The following is a 15862-nucleotide window of genomic DNA, read 5'->3' as shown; positions in this document are numbered from 1 at the left end:
CGGGGTCAATCGTTGCCGATGGCCGGTCCATAATCTGCTGCGCTGAAGATCCTCCATTCGCCGGCACGTCGACGCTTGAGGCCAGCCAGCACCTGACCACCTGCTCGATTCCACGCAAGCCAGGCGTCTTCAAGCGTGGCATAGGGCCTATCGGCAGTGGGATCACACAGCATGCTGGCCAGGGAGGACCGACTGAAGGCGCCCACGCCAATATTGAACGCCAGCAGCACCATGGCATCGAACTGATGCTGCCCGAGCCCCGCCGCCCCGACCCAGGGGCGACACGCTTCCAGCCGCGCCAGCACGCCCTGTTCGATGTCCTGGAGATCTCGACGCAGCAGCGAATCCGCCCAGTTCAGATCAATCCCCCGAGCAAACCGAGACCACTGCCCCTCCTCGATCAGGTGGCCGACGCCGATGGTGGCGCCGGGCTGCCACTCATCAAGCGTCTCACCGGTGAGGTCGTGATAGGGCAACAGGCGACAGCCTTCCGCGTCGATCAACCATCGCCGGCCACGCGGGCTCAGCCTGCTGGGGGGCGGCTGAATGTACGCCGCCAGCTCGTCATATAGCGATAGCGGCCCACTACGGCTGCCATCCTTGTCATCACTACCGGCCTCATCGTGGCGACCGGTGTAGGCGACGTCCTGCTGCCCGCGCCCTTCACTACTCCCTGCCTGGGTGACCATGGCATCCTCCTGCGCACTTCGTTCCGTGAAGCCATGTCCCGCAGGGTGACAGTCAATGACGTCAGTCACCCCGACTCAGGACAAGGTTATGTGACGGCACGGCGCCGATATGTCCGGTGCCCGCCCCAGATCAACCCCACTGGCCTCGGCAGGGGCGTGCGCGCAGCGAGATCTCAGGTGGACGGATCTCGGCTAGGCAACGCCATCGGCCGCTTGCCCCCAGCGATACAGGAACAAGGCGTAGGCCCGCAGGGTATGACGAATGGACGCAATCTCCACTCGCTCATCCACGCCATGGATGCGCTCGGCCACGGGGCCATAGCACGTGCCAGAGATACCATGGCGGTTCAACGCTCTCAGGTCGGTGGTGCAGGTCAATGCCACCGACGGCAAGGCCTCACCGGTCAGGGCCCGATGACAGTCCGCCAGCAGCGCCACGCCCGGATGATCCAGGTTGACCTGGTGCCCCTCGGAGCGGAAGCCGTGAAAACTGACCTCCGGTGCCGAAATCCCAGGCCCCATGCCCTCTCGTGCGGCATCGATGCACTGGCGCACCTTGTCCATGATCTCCTCCGCTGACATCCCCGGCGGAAAACCGATACGCCCTTCCAGGGTGGCATGACAGGGCACGCTGGAGGCCCAGTTGCCGCCTTCGATGCGGCCAATGTTCAAATTGAACGGGTGCTCGACCGCGTCATAGGGTGCCTCGCGCCCGGCATTCAGCTCGGCTTCCAGCGCCTTAAGCGGCGCGATCACCGCCTGGATGGCCTCGATCGCATTACTGCCCGCAGAGGTGTCCAGCACGTGGGCCGGCACCCCTTCCAGCGTCACCTTGAACCACAGGGTCCCCACCTGGGCAGTGGTCAGCGTGGCGCCAAAGGGTTCCGGAATCAGGGCGAAATCCCCCCGTCCATCCCGCGCCAGGCAGGCCAGCGCCCCGTGACCGGTACACTCTTCCTCGATGACCGTCTGCAGCGTGAGCGGAAAACAGATATCGAATCCTGCCCGCTGCATGGCGGTCACCGCGGTGACCATGGCGGCAATGCCCGCCTTCATGTCACCGGCGCCGCGTCCGTAGAGCCAGCCATCCTGCTGCCACGGCTCCCACGGCGACCTAGTCCACATCGACACAGGCTCCGCGGGGACCACGTCCAGATGCCCGTTGAAGATCAGGTGCGGCCGATTCGATGTACCGTTGATCACCGACACCAGGTTGTAGCGATCGTCAGCAGCGCCTGGCGGAGAATCCGGTAGCGGCACCCGCTCTACTGTCAGGCCCATGCCCAGCAAGTGCTGTTCCATCACCTGCAAGACACCAGTTTCAGCACCCAGCACGCTGTATTCGCGCACCAGATCCGACGTCAGGGCCAGGGTGTCGGGCATCAGTTCGTCACACACATCGAGCAGCCGCTGCTCGTTGGCGTCCAGCGCCTCAGCAGACAGTAGGGACGTTGTCATTGGCGGAAATATCCAAGGTTGAGATGAGTGTCGAAGCGGCCAGGCCGGTGCCGATGATCCATCTCGCACACCAGTTATGCACTTTCGAGCAGGATGGGCACAAGCCTATGGAACCGCGGAATTAGCAGGGATTGATCTACATCAATCTCACTGGTGGTTGTTTGGGTGGTTGGCGCTGTTATGGCCGTCGGCGAGACGCTCGATCACGGAATCACGCGCCACACCAATGTGATAGTCGACCTCTTCGCGGCAACGCTCAGGGTCGCCACTGCGTAGGGCATCCAGCAGGCGCCAGTGCGAGGCCGCGATGCTCTCCGGGGTGTCGTGCGTGCGAGTGATCAGCGTGATACACAGCCGCAGCTCGAAGCTAAGGTCGTCAAAGGCACGCAGCAGGCGGGGATTGCCGGCAAGCTCGAAAACCCGCCGGTGGAAGGCAATATCCTCTTCGATCTTGGCACTCTCATCGTGACCCGAGGCGACACCACACAACCGTTCGATCTGCTGCTTGAGGCTCTGCTCGATGTCCTCATCAAAACGCAGCATCACCCGCTCGAAGGCGTGTCGCTCAAGACCGATGCGCAGGTCGAAGACATCGTTGAGCTCCGCCACATCCAGACTGCGCACAAAGAAGCCACGTCGTGGCCGTGACACCAGCAACCCGCGGCTTTCCAGCAACCTGGCGGCCTCGCGCACCGGCGCACGACTGATGCCCAGCTCACTGGCCAGTCCGGCTTCTGACAGCCGCTCCCCCGGCGCAAAGCGCGCCGCCAGAATCGACTCGGTCAGGTAATCCACCACCTGATCCACCAGGTTGCGTTGAATCACGAAGGGGGCGGGGTAGGCATCTGAAGGCATGGTCATCCTTTGCGTTGAAGCGTGGGCCTTGGCCCAGGAAGCTGGCACAGCGGGTACCGTACCGATCCAGTATGCACGGAGTCGCCCATCAACAACAGTCGATTGACGACTGTCGACAGTTTGGATCAGCACTGCTAGGTTCTAGAACAGCGACTGACAACAACAACGGACAACAACCACCCAGGAAGCGTTAACCTCGTCCGCCAGGCGGCCGCAGCGCAGCGGCTGGTCCGCGGGCCTAACGGTGGTCCTTCCGACACGTAACCCCTAAAACAACTGCCAAAAAAAGGTGCCCCATGTCTGCGACGTCTCGCCGCTTCGCCGTTCCCCTCATCACATCGACGCTGGTGTCCCTGGGACTGGCCGCTACCCTGCCCGCCTCCTCGGCCCTGGCTCAGGACACTACCGACAGCTCGTCGGCACAGCCCCAGCGCGGTGGTGTCATCGACACCATCATTCAGCCGGAGCCCCCCGGCCTGGTGCTGGGCATGATCCAGAACGCGCCCACGCGCACCGTGGCGGGGAACATCTACGAGGGGTTGCTGCGCTACTCCACCGATATGGAACCGATGCCGCAGCTGGCCAAACGCTGGGACGTCAGCGAAGACGGCCTGACCTACACCTTCTACCTGCAGGAAAACGCCAAGTGGCATGACGGCGAGGCCTTCACCGCAGACGATGTGGTGTTCTCTGCCGACGTCTTCCACCGGGAGCTCAATCCCAGTGCCCGCGCCGTGCTGGAGCACGTGGAGAGCATCGAGGCGACCGACGAGCACACCGTGGTGTTCACCCTCAAGAAACCCTTCGGCCCCTTCCTGATCTCCTTCGAGGCAGGCACCTTCACCATGGTGCCGGAGCACATCTACGCGGGCACCGACTTCCGCAATAACGACGCCAACAATCACCCCATCGGCACCGGCCCCTTCCAGTTCGACAGCTGGGACCGTGGCACCGTGATCAAGCTCACCCGCTTCGACGACTACTATGAAGAGGGCCTGCCCTACCTGGACGGGATCAACTGGCACATCATTCCCGACGGCGCCTCCCGTGCGGTCGCCTACGAGAACGGCACCGTGGACGTGCTGCCCTACGGAACGGTAGAGAACTTCGACGTGCCCCGGCTGACCGCCATGGACAACACCTGCGTGACGGACAAGGGCCACGAGTACTTCAGTCCCTTCGCCATGCTGTGGATGAACAACCGCGAAGGACCGACCGCCGACAAGCGCTTCCGCCAGGCAGTGATGTACGCCATGGACCGCGAGTTCGCCCGTGACGTGCTGTGGAACGGTATGGGCGAAGTGCCGGCAGGCCCCTTTGGCTCCAACGCCAAGTTCAATGACCCGGATCTCGACGGCTACGCCTACGACCCCGACAAGGCCGAACAGCTGCTGGATGAGATGGGCTACGACGGCGAAGAGATCACCCTGCTGCCGCTGCCCTACGGCGAGACGTGGAATCGCTGGGCCGAAGCCGTTCAGCAGAACCTCAAGGAAGTCGGCATCAATGTGCGCACCGAGGCGACCGACGTCGGTGGCTGGAACCAGCGCCTGGGCGAGCGCGACTACGACCTGGCCTTCACCTACCTGTATCAGTACGGCGATCCGGCGCTCGGCATCTCGCGCACCTACCTGTCGACCAACGCCGAAAAAGGCTCGCCCTGGAACAACGTGGAAGGCTACCAGAACCCCGAGGTCGATGAGCTGTTCAACAGCGCCGCCACCGCCTACCCGGACAGCGAGCGCGAGCGCCTCTACCACGAAGTGCAACGCATCCTGCTGGAGGACGCTCCCCTGGGCTGGCTGCTCGAGCTCGGCTTCCCCACCATCTACCGCTGCAACGTCAATGACCTGGTGACATCGGCGGTGGGCGTCAATGACGGCTTCAAGGACGCCTGGATCGCCGACTGATCGCCGACGGATCGCCAACCGATACCCCCACCGGGCCGACGACCTGCTTGTCGGCCCGGTGGTTGGCCAGATTCCCGACCAGATGACGGGGTCGCCCGCGGCCCCGAATGACTGCGCGAGAACCCATCATGCTTTACGCCCGACTTATTGTGTCGCGCCTGATCAAGGCAGCCGTCGTGCTGCTGATGATCGTCGTGTTCAACTTCGTGCTGATCCAGCTCGCCCCCGGCGACCCCGCCGCCATCCTCGCGGGTGAAGCCGGCGCCGCGGACGAGGCCTTCATCGCCCAGCTGCGCGAACGCTTCGGCCTGGACCAGCCCATGTACGTCCAGCTATGGCACTACGTGTCCGGCATTCTGACCCTGGACTTCGGTTACTCCTATCGCCAGCAGATGCCGGTACTCGACCTGATTATGGATCGCCTGCCAGCCACCCTGCTGCTGACCGGCACCGCCTTTGTGCTGTCGCTGGGCCTCGGTATCCTGGCCGGTTCCATGGCCGCCATGCGGGTCAAGAAGGCCTCGGGCTCCTTGATCATGGCCCTGGCGCTGCTGTTCTACGCCACTCCGCTGTTCTGGGTAGCGCTGATGGCGGTGGTGCTGTTCTCGGTGTACCTGGACTGGCTGCCCGCCTACGGCATGTTCACCGTGGGTGCCAATCTGGAGGGGCTGGCCTACGCCCTCGATGTAGCCAGGCACCTGGTCCTGCCAGCCACCACGCTGGGCCTGTTCTTCATGGCCATCTACACCCGCATGACCCGGGCCTCGATGCTCGACGCCGCCCAGCAGGATTTCGTCAAGACCGCCCGGGCCAAGGGCCTGGCGCCGCGGGTTATCCAGCGTCGTCACATCCTGCGTAACGCACTGCTGCCGATCATCACCCTGGCCGGGCTGCAGGCCGGACAGATGGTAGGCGGCGCGATCCTCACCGAGACCGTGTTCGCCTGGCCCGGTATCGGCCGCCTGATGTACGAGGCACTGATGCAACGCGACTACAACCTGCTGTTGGGCATCTTCTTCTTTTCTGCCGCCCTGGTGATCCTGTTCAACATCCTTACTGATCTCGTCTATCGCCTGGCGGATCCACGTATCAAGGGGGCTGCCGCATGACGTTCTTTGCCCGTTTTGCCCAGAACCGAGGCGCCCTGGTGGGCCTGCTGATCCTGTGGGCGATCATCCTGATGGCGGTACTCGCCCCGCTACTGTTTCCGGAATCACCCTGGCGCATGGTCCAGCGTCCGTTTCTGCCGCCCATGGCCCAGGAAGGCTTCTGGCTCGGCACCGATACCATGGGGCGCAATGTTGCCGCCGGGCTGATGCACGGTGCCTGGGTGTCGCTGTTGATCGGCCTGGTCTCCACCGCGGTGGCCCTGGCCATCGGCGTGCCCCTGGGCGCCATTGCCGGCTACTACGGTGGCTGGGTCGACGATGCGCTGATGCGCTTCACCGAGTTCTTCCAGACCATTCCCAACTTCGCCCTGGCCATCGTCCTGGTGGCGATCATGCAGCCCAGCGTGACGTCCATCGTGCTGGCCATTGCCATCGTCAGCTGGCCACCGGTGGCGCGCCTGGTGCGTGCGGAATTCATGTCCCTGCGCCAGCGCGAATACGTGGAGGCCGCGCGCCTGGTCGGCCAGAGCAACCTGCAGATCATGCTGCGCCAGATCCTGCCCAACACCCTGTCGCCCATCATCGTGCTGGCGTCGCTGATGGTCGCCACCGCGATCCTGCTGGAGTCGTCGCTGTCGTTCCTCGGTCTCGGGGATCCCAACGTGATGTCCTGGGGTTACATGATCGGCGCCGCACGCACGGTGATTCGCCAGGCCTGGTGGCTATCGTTCTTCCCTGGCCTGGCGATCCTGCTCACGGTGCTCGCCCTCAACCTGGTGGGCGAGGGACTGGACGACGCCCTCAACCCCAAACTGGCTAGGGAGCGCTGAACCATGGCGACCAAAAACGACCACAGCACGCCGCCTATTCTGCGCATCGAAGGCCTCAGCGTTGCCCTGCCCCAAGGGGCCGACCGCGACTATGCGGTCGAAAACCTCAGCTACGACGTCAGCCCCGGCGAAATCCTCTGCGTGGTGGGAGAATCCGGCTCGGGCAAGTCCATGGCGGCCAATACCATCATGGGGCTGCTGCCCAAGGGCGTGCGTGCCACCGCAGGGCGCATCCTGTTCGAAGGCATCGATCTGTTGAGCCTGGACGACAAGCGTCACAGGGCCCTGCGCGGCAAGCAGATCGGCATGATCTTTCAGGAGCCGATGACCGCGCTCAATCCGCTGATGCGGATCGGCGACCAGATCGCCGAAGTGTTCGAGGCCCACGGAGAGCTGAAACCCGCGCAGCGCCAGGCCCGAGCCCTGGAGCTGCTGAAGGAAGTCGGCCTGCCGCAGCCGGAGCGCGCCATTCGCGCCTATCCCTTCGAGCTGTCCGGTGGCCAGCGCCAGCGCGTGATGATCGCCATGGCGCTGGCACTGGAGCCGCGGCTGCTGATCGCCGACGAGCCCACCACGGCCCTGGATGTGACCACCCAGGCACAGATTCTCTCACTGATCGCGGAGCTGCAGCAGCGACGCGGCATGGCGGTCATGTTCATCACCCATGACTTTGGCGTCGTGGCCGAGATCGCCAATCGCGTCTGCGTCATGCGTCAGGGACACATCGTCGAGCTGGGCCGCCGTGATGACGTCCTCGACCATCCGCAGCATGACTACACCCGAGCGCTGATCGAGGCCATACCCGCCGACGCCGCCCCACCCCGGCGCGAGTCGCAGCCACCGGCGCCCATGCTGGAGGTGCGCCAGCTGAATCGGGTCTTCCGCTCTCGCGGGGGCTTGTTCAAGCCGTCTCGGGAAGTCCGCGCCCTGGACGACGTCAGCTTTACCCTGTCCCGGGGCGAAACCATCGGCATCGTCGGTGAATCCGGGTCCGGCAAGTCGACCCTGGGACGCTGCATCGTCCGGCTGGAACGTCCTGACAGTGGCGAAATTCTGATCGGAGGCGAAGACCTGTCGGCACTAAGTGGCGATGCCCTGCGCCAACAGCGCCACCGGATACAGATGGTGTTTCAGGACCCTTATGCCTCCCTCAACCCGCGCACTCGGGTGGGCATGGCAATCGCCCAGGGGCCCATCGCCAACGGTGTGCCCAAGGCCGATGCCCTGAGCAAGGCCGACGAACTGCTGGAACTGGTAGGGCTCGGCGGCAGCGCAGACCGCTACCCCCACGAGTTCTCCGGCGGCCAGCGCCAGCGCATCGGTATCGCAAGGGCCCTGGCGCTGGATCCCGAGCTGATCGTGGCCGACGAGGCCGTGTCTGCCCTCGACGTGTCCATCCAGGCTCAGGTGCTCGAGCTGCTGGAGGACCTCAAGCAGCGGTTCTCGCTGTCGCTGCTGTTCATCACCCACGACCTGCGCGTGGCGGCGCAAATCTGCGATCGGATCATCGTCATGCAGCATGGTCGCATCGTCGAACAGGGCACCGCCTCGGAAGTCTTCCAGACCCCCAAGGAGGAGTACACCAAGGAACTGCTGGCAGCGATCCCTGGACGCAAGAGCGAACACAGGAGCCGTCACGACAGTCATATTGAACAAAAGAGCGAACAAAAGAGCGACAGCCATAACGAGGGAAGTAGCGGCAGCCAGCAGGAGGCCTATTCATCATGACGGAAGCGACATCTCCCCTCTCCGGCTCTTCCTTAGCCTCTTCTTCAGCCTCTTCTTCGGCCTCTGCGTCGCCTTCGTCCCCAGCGTCTTCGTCAGTGGGCGCGTCCGCCGAGGATAGAGACGCACTGCTCGCCACCCTGAGAGAGCGGCTCGGCGACAACCAGGTCCTGACCGGCGGGGACGTGACCCGCCGCCAGGTGGACTGGTTGAGCGGCGCCGCCTGCCGGGCTGCTGCCATCGTCCGGCCCGGCACGCCGCGGGAGGTGGCTGAGGTACTGGCCCTGTGCCACCAGGTGCGCCAGCCCGTCGTCACTCACGGCGGGCTGACCGGCCTGGTTCACGGCGCCGAGGCAGAACCGGACGAGCTGGTGCTGTCGCTGGAACGGCTAACCCGCATCGAGGACCTGGACCCACTGGCCGGGACCATCACCGTGCAGGCGGGCGTCCCGCTGCAGCAGGTGCAGGAGGCAGCCAGAGAGGTCGGCATGCAGTTCCCTCTCGACCTGGGAGCCCGCGGCAGCTGCACCATTGGCGGCAACATCGCCACCAATGCAGGAGGCAACCGGGTCATCCGCTACGGCATGATGCGCCAACAAGTGCTGGGGCTCGAGGCCGTGCTGGCCGATGGTCAGGTCATCAGCGCCATGAGCCCGATGCTCAAGAACAACGCGGGCTACGATCTCAAGCAGCTGTTTATCGGCAGCGAGGGTACCCTGGGCGTCGTCACTCGCGCCGTGCTTCGCCTGCAGCCGGCGCTGTCGGATGCCCGCACGGCACTGATCGCCTGTCCGGATTTCGCCTCCATGACCGCCCTGCTGGCGCATCTGCGTGACCGACTGGGCGGCGGCCTGGCAGCCTTCGAGGCGATGTGGCGCAATCATCTGACGCTGATTACCGCCAATGGCCGCCATAGCGCCCCGCTGGAGCTGGACGCACCCTACTACGCGCTGGTGGAATCCCTGTCCGGCGATGGGCCGCACCACCAGGCACAGTTCGAGAGCGCGCTGGAAAGCGCCTTCGAACAGGGCTGGGCCAGCGATGCGGTGATCGCCCAGTCCGACACCCAGCGGGAGCGGCTGTGGGCGATTCGCGACGACATCGAAGGCCTGGTGGAGGCGCTGTCCCCGCTGATGGCCTTCGATATCAGCCTGCCCATCGCCGCCATGCAGGACTACGTGGATGAGGTCGAGTCGGCGCTGACCACACGCTGGCCCCAGGCGCGCCTGGCGGTGTTCGGCCACCTGGGCGACGGCAACCTGCACCTGTCCGTGGGCGTCGGCAGCAACGACGCCGAAACCCGCCACGGGGTGGAAGCCTGCCTGTACCGCCCGCTGGCCGACCGGCAGGGCTCGATCTCGGCCGAACACGGTATCGGGCTGGAGAAGCGCGATTGGCTGTCGATCTCGCGCAGCCCTGAAGAACTGGCGCTGATGGCGACGCTAAAGCGCAGCCTCGACCCGTTGGGACTGCTTAACCGACACAAGGTCGTGCCATGGACAGCCGCCCAGGATCATTGACGACCTGGTTGATACATTAGCTACCGGGCTCTTAAATACCCGGCTCTTGGATTTCCGGCTTTCAAGCACCCACGTTTATTGCCCAAAGGCTCATTGCTTCAAACGCTTACTGCCACCGACCACAGGAACCTCTACAGGATACGTTATGGCCTCCGACACCCCCGCCTTCGCTGATCACCTCTACACCCCGGGACCGGATAACCCCTTCCCTGGTATCTGGGTGCTCAAGCGCCGGATCGGCAAGGAGATCCCTCATCGCCTCGGCTCCAACGAGGGGCTCGACATGCCACATCGCGCCCTGCGTGACGCCTTCGGCGATGCCATGGCCGAACACGTTTACTGCTATGGCGACGCAGAAGCCCTGGCCGTGCGTGAACGCCTGTGCCGCCTGCATGGCTTCGAGCTGGATACCCTGCTGGTAGATGCCGGCTGCGACAGCCTGCTGGCGCTGGTACTGCGGGCCACCGCGCCCGCCGGCACCACCGTGGTCAGCTCCGCCGGGACCTACCCCACCTTTGGCTACTTCGCCAAGGGCCAGGGGTGTCGGCTGGTGGAAGTCGACTATCACGAAACCAGCGATAGCCTTGCGCCGGACATTGGTGCGCTGATAAAGGCCGCCCACCAGCATCAGGCTCGCCTGGTGTACCTGGCCAACCCAGACAACCCCACTGGCCACGTCCACCCCGTGGCGGAAGTCGAACGGCTGCGAGCAGAGCTGCCCAAGGACTGCTGGCTGCTGCTCGACGAGGCCTACCATGACTTTCGGGATGATGCGGCAGAACCCGCCTTTACCCGCGCCCTGCCGGGGGTGATTCGGTGTCGGACGCTGTCCAAGGCCCACGGCCTGGCGGGCCTGAGGGTCGGCTACGCCATCGCCGAACCCGACACCCTGGCGATGCTGATGAAGGTGCGCATCCACTATGCGGTGTCCACCTTGAGTCTGGCCGCCGCCGAGGTAGTGCTCGACCACCAGGACGAGACCAACGCGCACATCCAGGCGGTGCTGGAGCGTCGTCACCACCTTGCAGAACACTTCAAGGCACTGGGGGCCGACGTGCTGGAAAGCGGCACCAACTTCATCGGAATACGCCTGGCCGACGCCGACACGGCGCGCCAGGTTCACGCCGACCTGTTGAATGAGGGGAAGCTGATCGCGCGACCCGCGCACCCGGCGCTGGGGCACGTACTGCGCATCACCGCAGTGGCCGACGCCCTGGAGCCGGGCCGTCTGGCCAGGCTCGAGCAGGCGATTCAAGCTCGCTGAGCCTCTGCTGAAAGGCTTAAAGAGAGGGCTATCACCCACTGGATCATCGCCGACGGGCACAGGCCCGTCGGCGATGACGTCAGGGGCTACCTCCTTGAGTGGTTGCCGCCCGCCGGTGCCAAACGGCTAACGCTCAGGCAAAGGCGTGAGTTCAGCCAACAGCACCGGCTTGGGCGAACAGGTCGCTTAGCTGTCGTGTACCGCCACGTTGAGGGTGGCGTCGGGAAAGTGCCTGCGCAGCATGCGGTTCTGGAACTCGTCCACAAAGCAGGCGTTGATGATAATGATGAAGCGCTCGAACGGGGCGTCCTCGCGACACTGGCGGATGCTGTCCACGCTGTGGAACAGCTGATCATCGCGCAAGTGCAGTATCTCACCCGGGGCCAGGGTGATGCGGCCCACCTCCTGCTGTCCGGCCTTGTCCAGGTACAGGGTGTTGACCGCGCCCTCGACGTTGTCACGGCTGAGCACCACGATACTCAGGTACTTGCAGCCGTCGGCGTGGATTCCCTGCCCCTGCAGCGGGTCGACGCAGCCGTCCCCTCTCACCCCGGTGATCTGCATCAGGATGGGTGACCTGGCCGGCAACTCCCACAGCTCTGCCCACGCCTTGACGAAGGCCTTCACGTCCTCACGCTCGGTAAAGGCCGGCAGCAGCGGCTCGTAGTAACGCAGGCGATCAGCCATGCTGGCCGCATCATTGAAGCGACCTCCCTGGGCCATCGGGCATTCACCCAGTGTCTCGACCTCACCGCTATCGTTCAGGTGCAGCCAGGACATCCGCTTCCAACGCTGGTTGACGTAGGGGTCACGGGGTAGATCCGCCACGAAGGCTTGCCACGCAGCCAGCTCAATCCACCCCAGCGTCGTCTTGCTCCAGGACTGAGAAGCCACTTCCTCGTGGACCGATGACTCCCAATAGCCAGGAGCAGGCGTCTCATACCATTCCTGTATCGCACCGGCGTCTTCCACCAGTGCCAGATGGCGTCCGACGTTCATCTCTTTGATTGATTTCATGACATTTTCCTCGTTTTTATGCGCATTCACGCGCATTTCATGGATGTTGCTTACGCAACAACGAGGATCATGTGGAGGCCCTTGGGGCCGGTCAAATGCCGGTTTGTACGCAAAACAGGAGACTAAACCCCTACCGCCTTGCTGGTATCGCCACCCATGCCGTCGACATGGTAAAACTCACTTTTCATGTTCCTGATACCGTCCTAGGTCGCGCTTCGGGACGTTCTGTACGACACTTGCTACATATGCATGTCCATTACAACGTGTGCAATTCGACGCAATATCTTCCGCCACTCTCTTCAGCCACTCTCTTCCACCACTACGTCGTGATTGACCGCACAGGGGTATGACGCCATTGCACATCGGTGACAGACTTCCACCCTATCCTCGCGCCAAGCAGCGCATCGCCGAGCAGGACGATCGCGGGCAGGCTAGCGATCAGCGGCTTAGCCAGAGCGAAGGCGAGGCGCCGGCGCTTCCATCACTGACGCTCAGTGAATGGCGTTTCCGTGAGCTGCTGATGAGCCTCTCGCGGGTGGCCGTCCAGGGGTACGATCGTGATCGTCGGGTCATTTACTGGAACAGCGCCAGTCAGGCGCTATATGGCTACAGCGAGCAGGAAGCCCTTGGCCGCCGGCTGGAAGAGCTGCTGATTCCCGATGCCATGGTGTCTGCGGTCATCGACGCTCATCAGGCGTGGGTCTACCACGGCACCGAAATCCCCCCGGAAGAACTGGAACTGAAGCATCGTTCCGGCGCCACCGTGCCGGTCTTTTCCCACCACGTAATGCTTGCCCAGGGTAGCGACAACCCGCTGATGTTCTGTATCGACATCGACCTGGCTGGCGAACGCCAGGCGCGCCGCGACCTGGACTACATGACCCGCTTTGACCGTTTGACGGGGTTGCCCAACCGCCACGCCTTCGAACATGACCTGGCGGGTATGCTCGAAGAATGCCGGCTACATGATGACAGCCTGTTGATCCTGTTTATCGACCTGGATCGCTTCAACGAGATCAACGACACCCACGGCTACGAATACGGGGACAAGGTCATCAAGGAAGCGGCCCGGCGGCTAAAGTCCTTTCGCCGCAGCCACGACCTGCTGGCACGCTTTGGTACCGATGAATTCGTGCTGGCCATGCCGAGGGTCGATGTGGCCAATGACGCCACCCAGGTGGCCGACCGGCTTCTTGAGAGCATCGCCAGGCCCATGCGCATCCAGAACCGGGAGCTGCGCATCAATGCATCGGTCGGGCTCAGCCTCTATCCCGACAATGGCAGCGCGGTACAGGAACTGGTCGGTAACGCCGATGCGGCCAAGACCAGGGCGAAGCAGGAAGGCCGCAATACCTACCGCTTCTTCAGCCCTGAGGCTCACGCTGCCATGGTGCGCCAGCACAGGATCGCCGCGAGCCTGCAGCGCCTGTTGGACCAGGATGGCAAGGCTGACAAGGAGGGCGAGCTAAGCCTGGCCTATCAGCCCCAGGTGTCCGCCAGCAGCGGCTACATCGACTCCATGGAAGCGCTACTGCGCTGGACCACCGCGGAAGGCGAGTTTATCTCCCCCGGGGAATTCATTCCGGTGGCCGAACGCAGCGAGCTGATCACGCGGCTGGAAGACTGGGTGCTGCATCACGCCTGCCAGCAGCAACAGCGCTGGCGCCAGCAAGGGCTAAGGCGGGTCAGGGTCGACATCAACATCTCGGGCAGGCACGCGATGATGCCGGGCATGTTCGAGGAGTGCTCCCGCTGCGTGGAGAGCTACGGGCTTGGCCCCCAGGATATCGGCATCGAGCTGACCGAGAACGTGTTGATCGAGGCCGGCCAGAGCGTACTGGACAGCCTGCGCTGCCTGTATGACCAGGGCTACAAGATTGCCATTGATGACTTCGGGACAGGCTTCTCTTCCATGAGCTACCTGAAATTCCTGCCCGTCACTGCGCTGAAGATCGACCGCACCTTCGTGGCCGAGTGCACCCAGGACCCCAAGGACCGCGCCATCATGGAAGCCAGCATCTTTCTTGGCCACCGCCTGGGCCTTGAAGTCATCGCCGAAGGCGTCGAGACCGCCGAGCAGGAAGCCCTACTACAGGAGATGCGCTGCGACCTGCTGCAAGGCTACTACTACCACCGCCCTACCGACGCAGCCAGCATCACACGACTGCTGCGCGCAGGCCCATTGGGGCTAAGCGGCAAAACAAGCAGTGGGGCCCATGGCAGCAGAGAGGGAAACACAGGGACTCGCACGGGCCCGAAATATAACTGAACGCCGCACGACAGTCGCGTAGCGCTGGAACAAGCTAGAGAACGAGTGAGACGATGCGACGCTTTATACGAGATGGCTCCCATCTGGCTCGTGGCGTACGGCTCTCCCACTGCTCCTCGCTGCGTTAAACCTTTACTTGGTCGTCAACGCGCTTGCGCCGGACGGCGGCTTCTGTATCCTCAGCTACTGACTTCCGCCTGATGTGTCGAGCCATCCGAGAGCCAGGCAGGAAGCATGACACTTCGCCATCCGTCACGCTTTTCACAGCGATGTACCAGCAAGGACCACACGGCAATGACCAACACCTCCACCCAGCCCCCAGAGCACTACTTCCCCAGGCCGCCTGCGGATGATGAGATATCCTTGGTCGATATCGCGCTCATCCTGGTTCGTCGTTGGAAGATGATGGCGGTGATCTTTCTGGTCGTCGTGCTGGCAGCGCTAGCGTTCGCCCTGAGCAAGACCGACACCTATCGCTATGTGTCCATCTACAACGTAGCCGAGCGCCAGCCGCATAACGGATCTGGCGTGGGTACACTGGAAAGCCCCCAAAGCGTTGTGGCAAGAATCGACAACTACTACTTCGATGTGGTGTCGAACCGCCTGATCGAAGAGAACGGCATCGAAAGACTCGGATTCGAGACCGAGGCTGAAGCGCCGGACAATGTGGCCTTCCTTACCATTTCTTCCGAGACCGACGAAGCCAATGCAGACCTGGTGAAGGAATACCACCAGGCGGTACTCGATGAGGTGAAAGCCGACCAGGACCGCCTGCTTGAAAAGCGCCGCGCCACCCTGGAGCAGCAGCTAGAAACCACCAACGCCAGTCTTGAAGCTGCCCAGAACTCTACGTTGGAAAGCGCCGCTGAGTTGGTCGCGAGCTACACGGACAAGCGCTTCAACGTGGAGCAGGAACTGACTTATTTGGCGGAAGGCCACATTCAGCGCGTCGCAGCCCAGGGCCGTGAGCCGGTGGGTACCAGCAAAGCCTTGATTTTGGCCTTGGCGATTGTGTTGGGTGGCATGCTGGCCGTGATGGCCGCCTTTATCGCAGAGTTCGCAGGCACTGTGCGCAAGGCCTCCCAGCAGCGCGGCTGAGAGGCTGAGAGGCTGAGAGGCTGAGAGGCTGAGAGGCTGAGAGGCAATTAAGTCAAGAGGCCATCAGCACTATCAACGAAAACCGCCCCGCAGGCCAAACCTGCGGGGCGGTTTTCTA

At 63.4% G+C, this 15862-nt stretch carries 12 protein-coding genes; 8 read left to right on the top strand and 4 right to left on the bottom strand.

Annotated features, from left to right (window positions below; all coding sequences use genetic code 11):
• Positions 1-5: 5 nt before the first annotated feature.
• From KUV41_RS13265 to KUV41_RS13255, 3 genes are all read right to left on the bottom strand, one after another.
• The gene (locus KUV41_RS13265) at positions 6-689 is read right to left on the bottom strand and encodes a lysozyme (protein ID WP_222486499.1); all 684 of its coding nucleotides are present in this window, start codon (positions 687-689) and stop codon (positions 6-8) included.
• A gap of 192 nt (positions 690-881) precedes the next feature.
• The gene (locus KUV41_RS13260) at positions 882-2147 is read right to left on the bottom strand and encodes an ArgE/DapE family deacylase (protein ID WP_222486498.1); all 1266 of its coding nucleotides are present in this window, start codon (positions 2145-2147) and stop codon (positions 882-884) included.
• Positions 2148-2294: 147 nt separating this feature from the next.
• Positions 2295-3002 carry a GntR family transcriptional regulator gene (locus KUV41_RS13255; RefSeq protein WP_315900587.1) on the bottom strand — a complete coding sequence of 236 codons (708 nt, stop codon included), beginning with the start codon at positions 3000-3002 and terminating at the stop codon, positions 2295-2297.
• A gap of 296 nt (positions 3003-3298) precedes the next feature.
• On the opposite strand from KUV41_RS13255, the gene KUV41_RS13250 reads away from it, so the two are divergent.
• From KUV41_RS13250 to KUV41_RS13225, 6 genes are all read left to right on the top strand, one after another.
• Positions 3299-4912, top strand: coding sequence for an ABC transporter substrate-binding protein (locus KUV41_RS13250; RefSeq protein WP_206938055.1), 1614 nt, complete (start codon positions 3299-3301; stop codon positions 4910-4912).
• Between the two features lie 128 nt (positions 4913-5040).
• Positions 5041-6021: an ABC transporter permease gene (locus KUV41_RS13245; RefSeq protein ID WP_222486496.1), complete on the top strand. Its 981-nt coding sequence runs from the start codon at positions 5041-5043 to the stop codon at positions 6019-6021.
• Positions 6018-6851, top strand: a complete 834-nt coding sequence (locus tag KUV41_RS13240; protein ID WP_206938050.1) for an ABC transporter permease — start codon at positions 6018-6020, stop codon at positions 6849-6851. Before KUV41_RS13245 ends, KUV41_RS13240 begins: the two co-directional genes overlap by 4 nt.
• A gap of 3 nt (positions 6852-6854) precedes the next feature.
• Entirely contained in the window at positions 6855-8579 is a 1725-nt protein-coding gene (locus tag KUV41_RS13235; RefSeq protein WP_222486495.1) for an ABC transporter ATP-binding protein, read from the top strand.
• Entirely contained in the window at positions 8576-10096 is a 1521-nt protein-coding gene (locus KUV41_RS13230) for an FAD-binding oxidoreductase (RefSeq protein ID WP_222486494.1), read from the top strand. Before KUV41_RS13235 ends, KUV41_RS13230 begins: the two co-directional genes overlap by 4 nt.
• Before the next feature lie 145 nt (positions 10097-10241).
• Positions 10242-11360 carry a pyridoxal phosphate-dependent aminotransferase gene (locus KUV41_RS13225; protein ID WP_222486493.1) on the top strand — a complete coding sequence of 373 codons (1119 nt, stop codon included), beginning with the start codon at positions 10242-10244 and terminating at the stop codon, positions 11358-11360.
• A 186-nt stretch (positions 11361-11546) separates the two neighbouring features.
• Here the strand turns inward: KUV41_RS13225 and KUV41_RS13220 are convergent, their stop codons facing one another.
• The gene (locus KUV41_RS13220) at positions 11547-12377 is read right to left on the bottom strand and encodes a 2OG-Fe dioxygenase family protein (protein WP_261396046.1); all 831 of its coding nucleotides are present in this window, start codon (positions 12375-12377) and stop codon (positions 11547-11549) included.
• Positions 12378-12723: 346 nt separating this feature from the next.
• Between KUV41_RS13220 and KUV41_RS13215 the strand changes: the two genes are divergently transcribed.
• Together KUV41_RS13215 and KUV41_RS13210 are read left to right on the top strand one after the other, a co-directional pair.
• Positions 12724-14646, top strand: coding sequence for a putative bifunctional diguanylate cyclase/phosphodiesterase (locus KUV41_RS13215; RefSeq protein ID WP_222486492.1), 1923 nt, complete (start codon positions 12724-12726; stop codon positions 14644-14646).
• Between the two features lie 294 nt (positions 14647-14940).
• Complete coding sequence (locus KUV41_RS13210) at positions 14941-15744, top strand: lipopolysaccharide biosynthesis protein (protein ID WP_222486491.1); 804 nt, start codon at positions 14941-14943, stop codon at positions 15742-15744.
• The last annotated feature ends 118 nt before the right edge of the window (positions 15745-15862 follow it).

The sequence above is a fragment of the Halomonas sp. DP8Y7-1 genome (genome assembly GCF_019801685.1).
Lineage (GTDB): Bacteria > Pseudomonadota > Gammaproteobacteria > Pseudomonadales > Halomonadaceae > Halomonas > Halomonas litopenaei_A.
The sequence above is the reverse complement of the archived record's forward strand: the minus strand, read 5'-3'. Positions and strand labels throughout refer to the sequence as shown.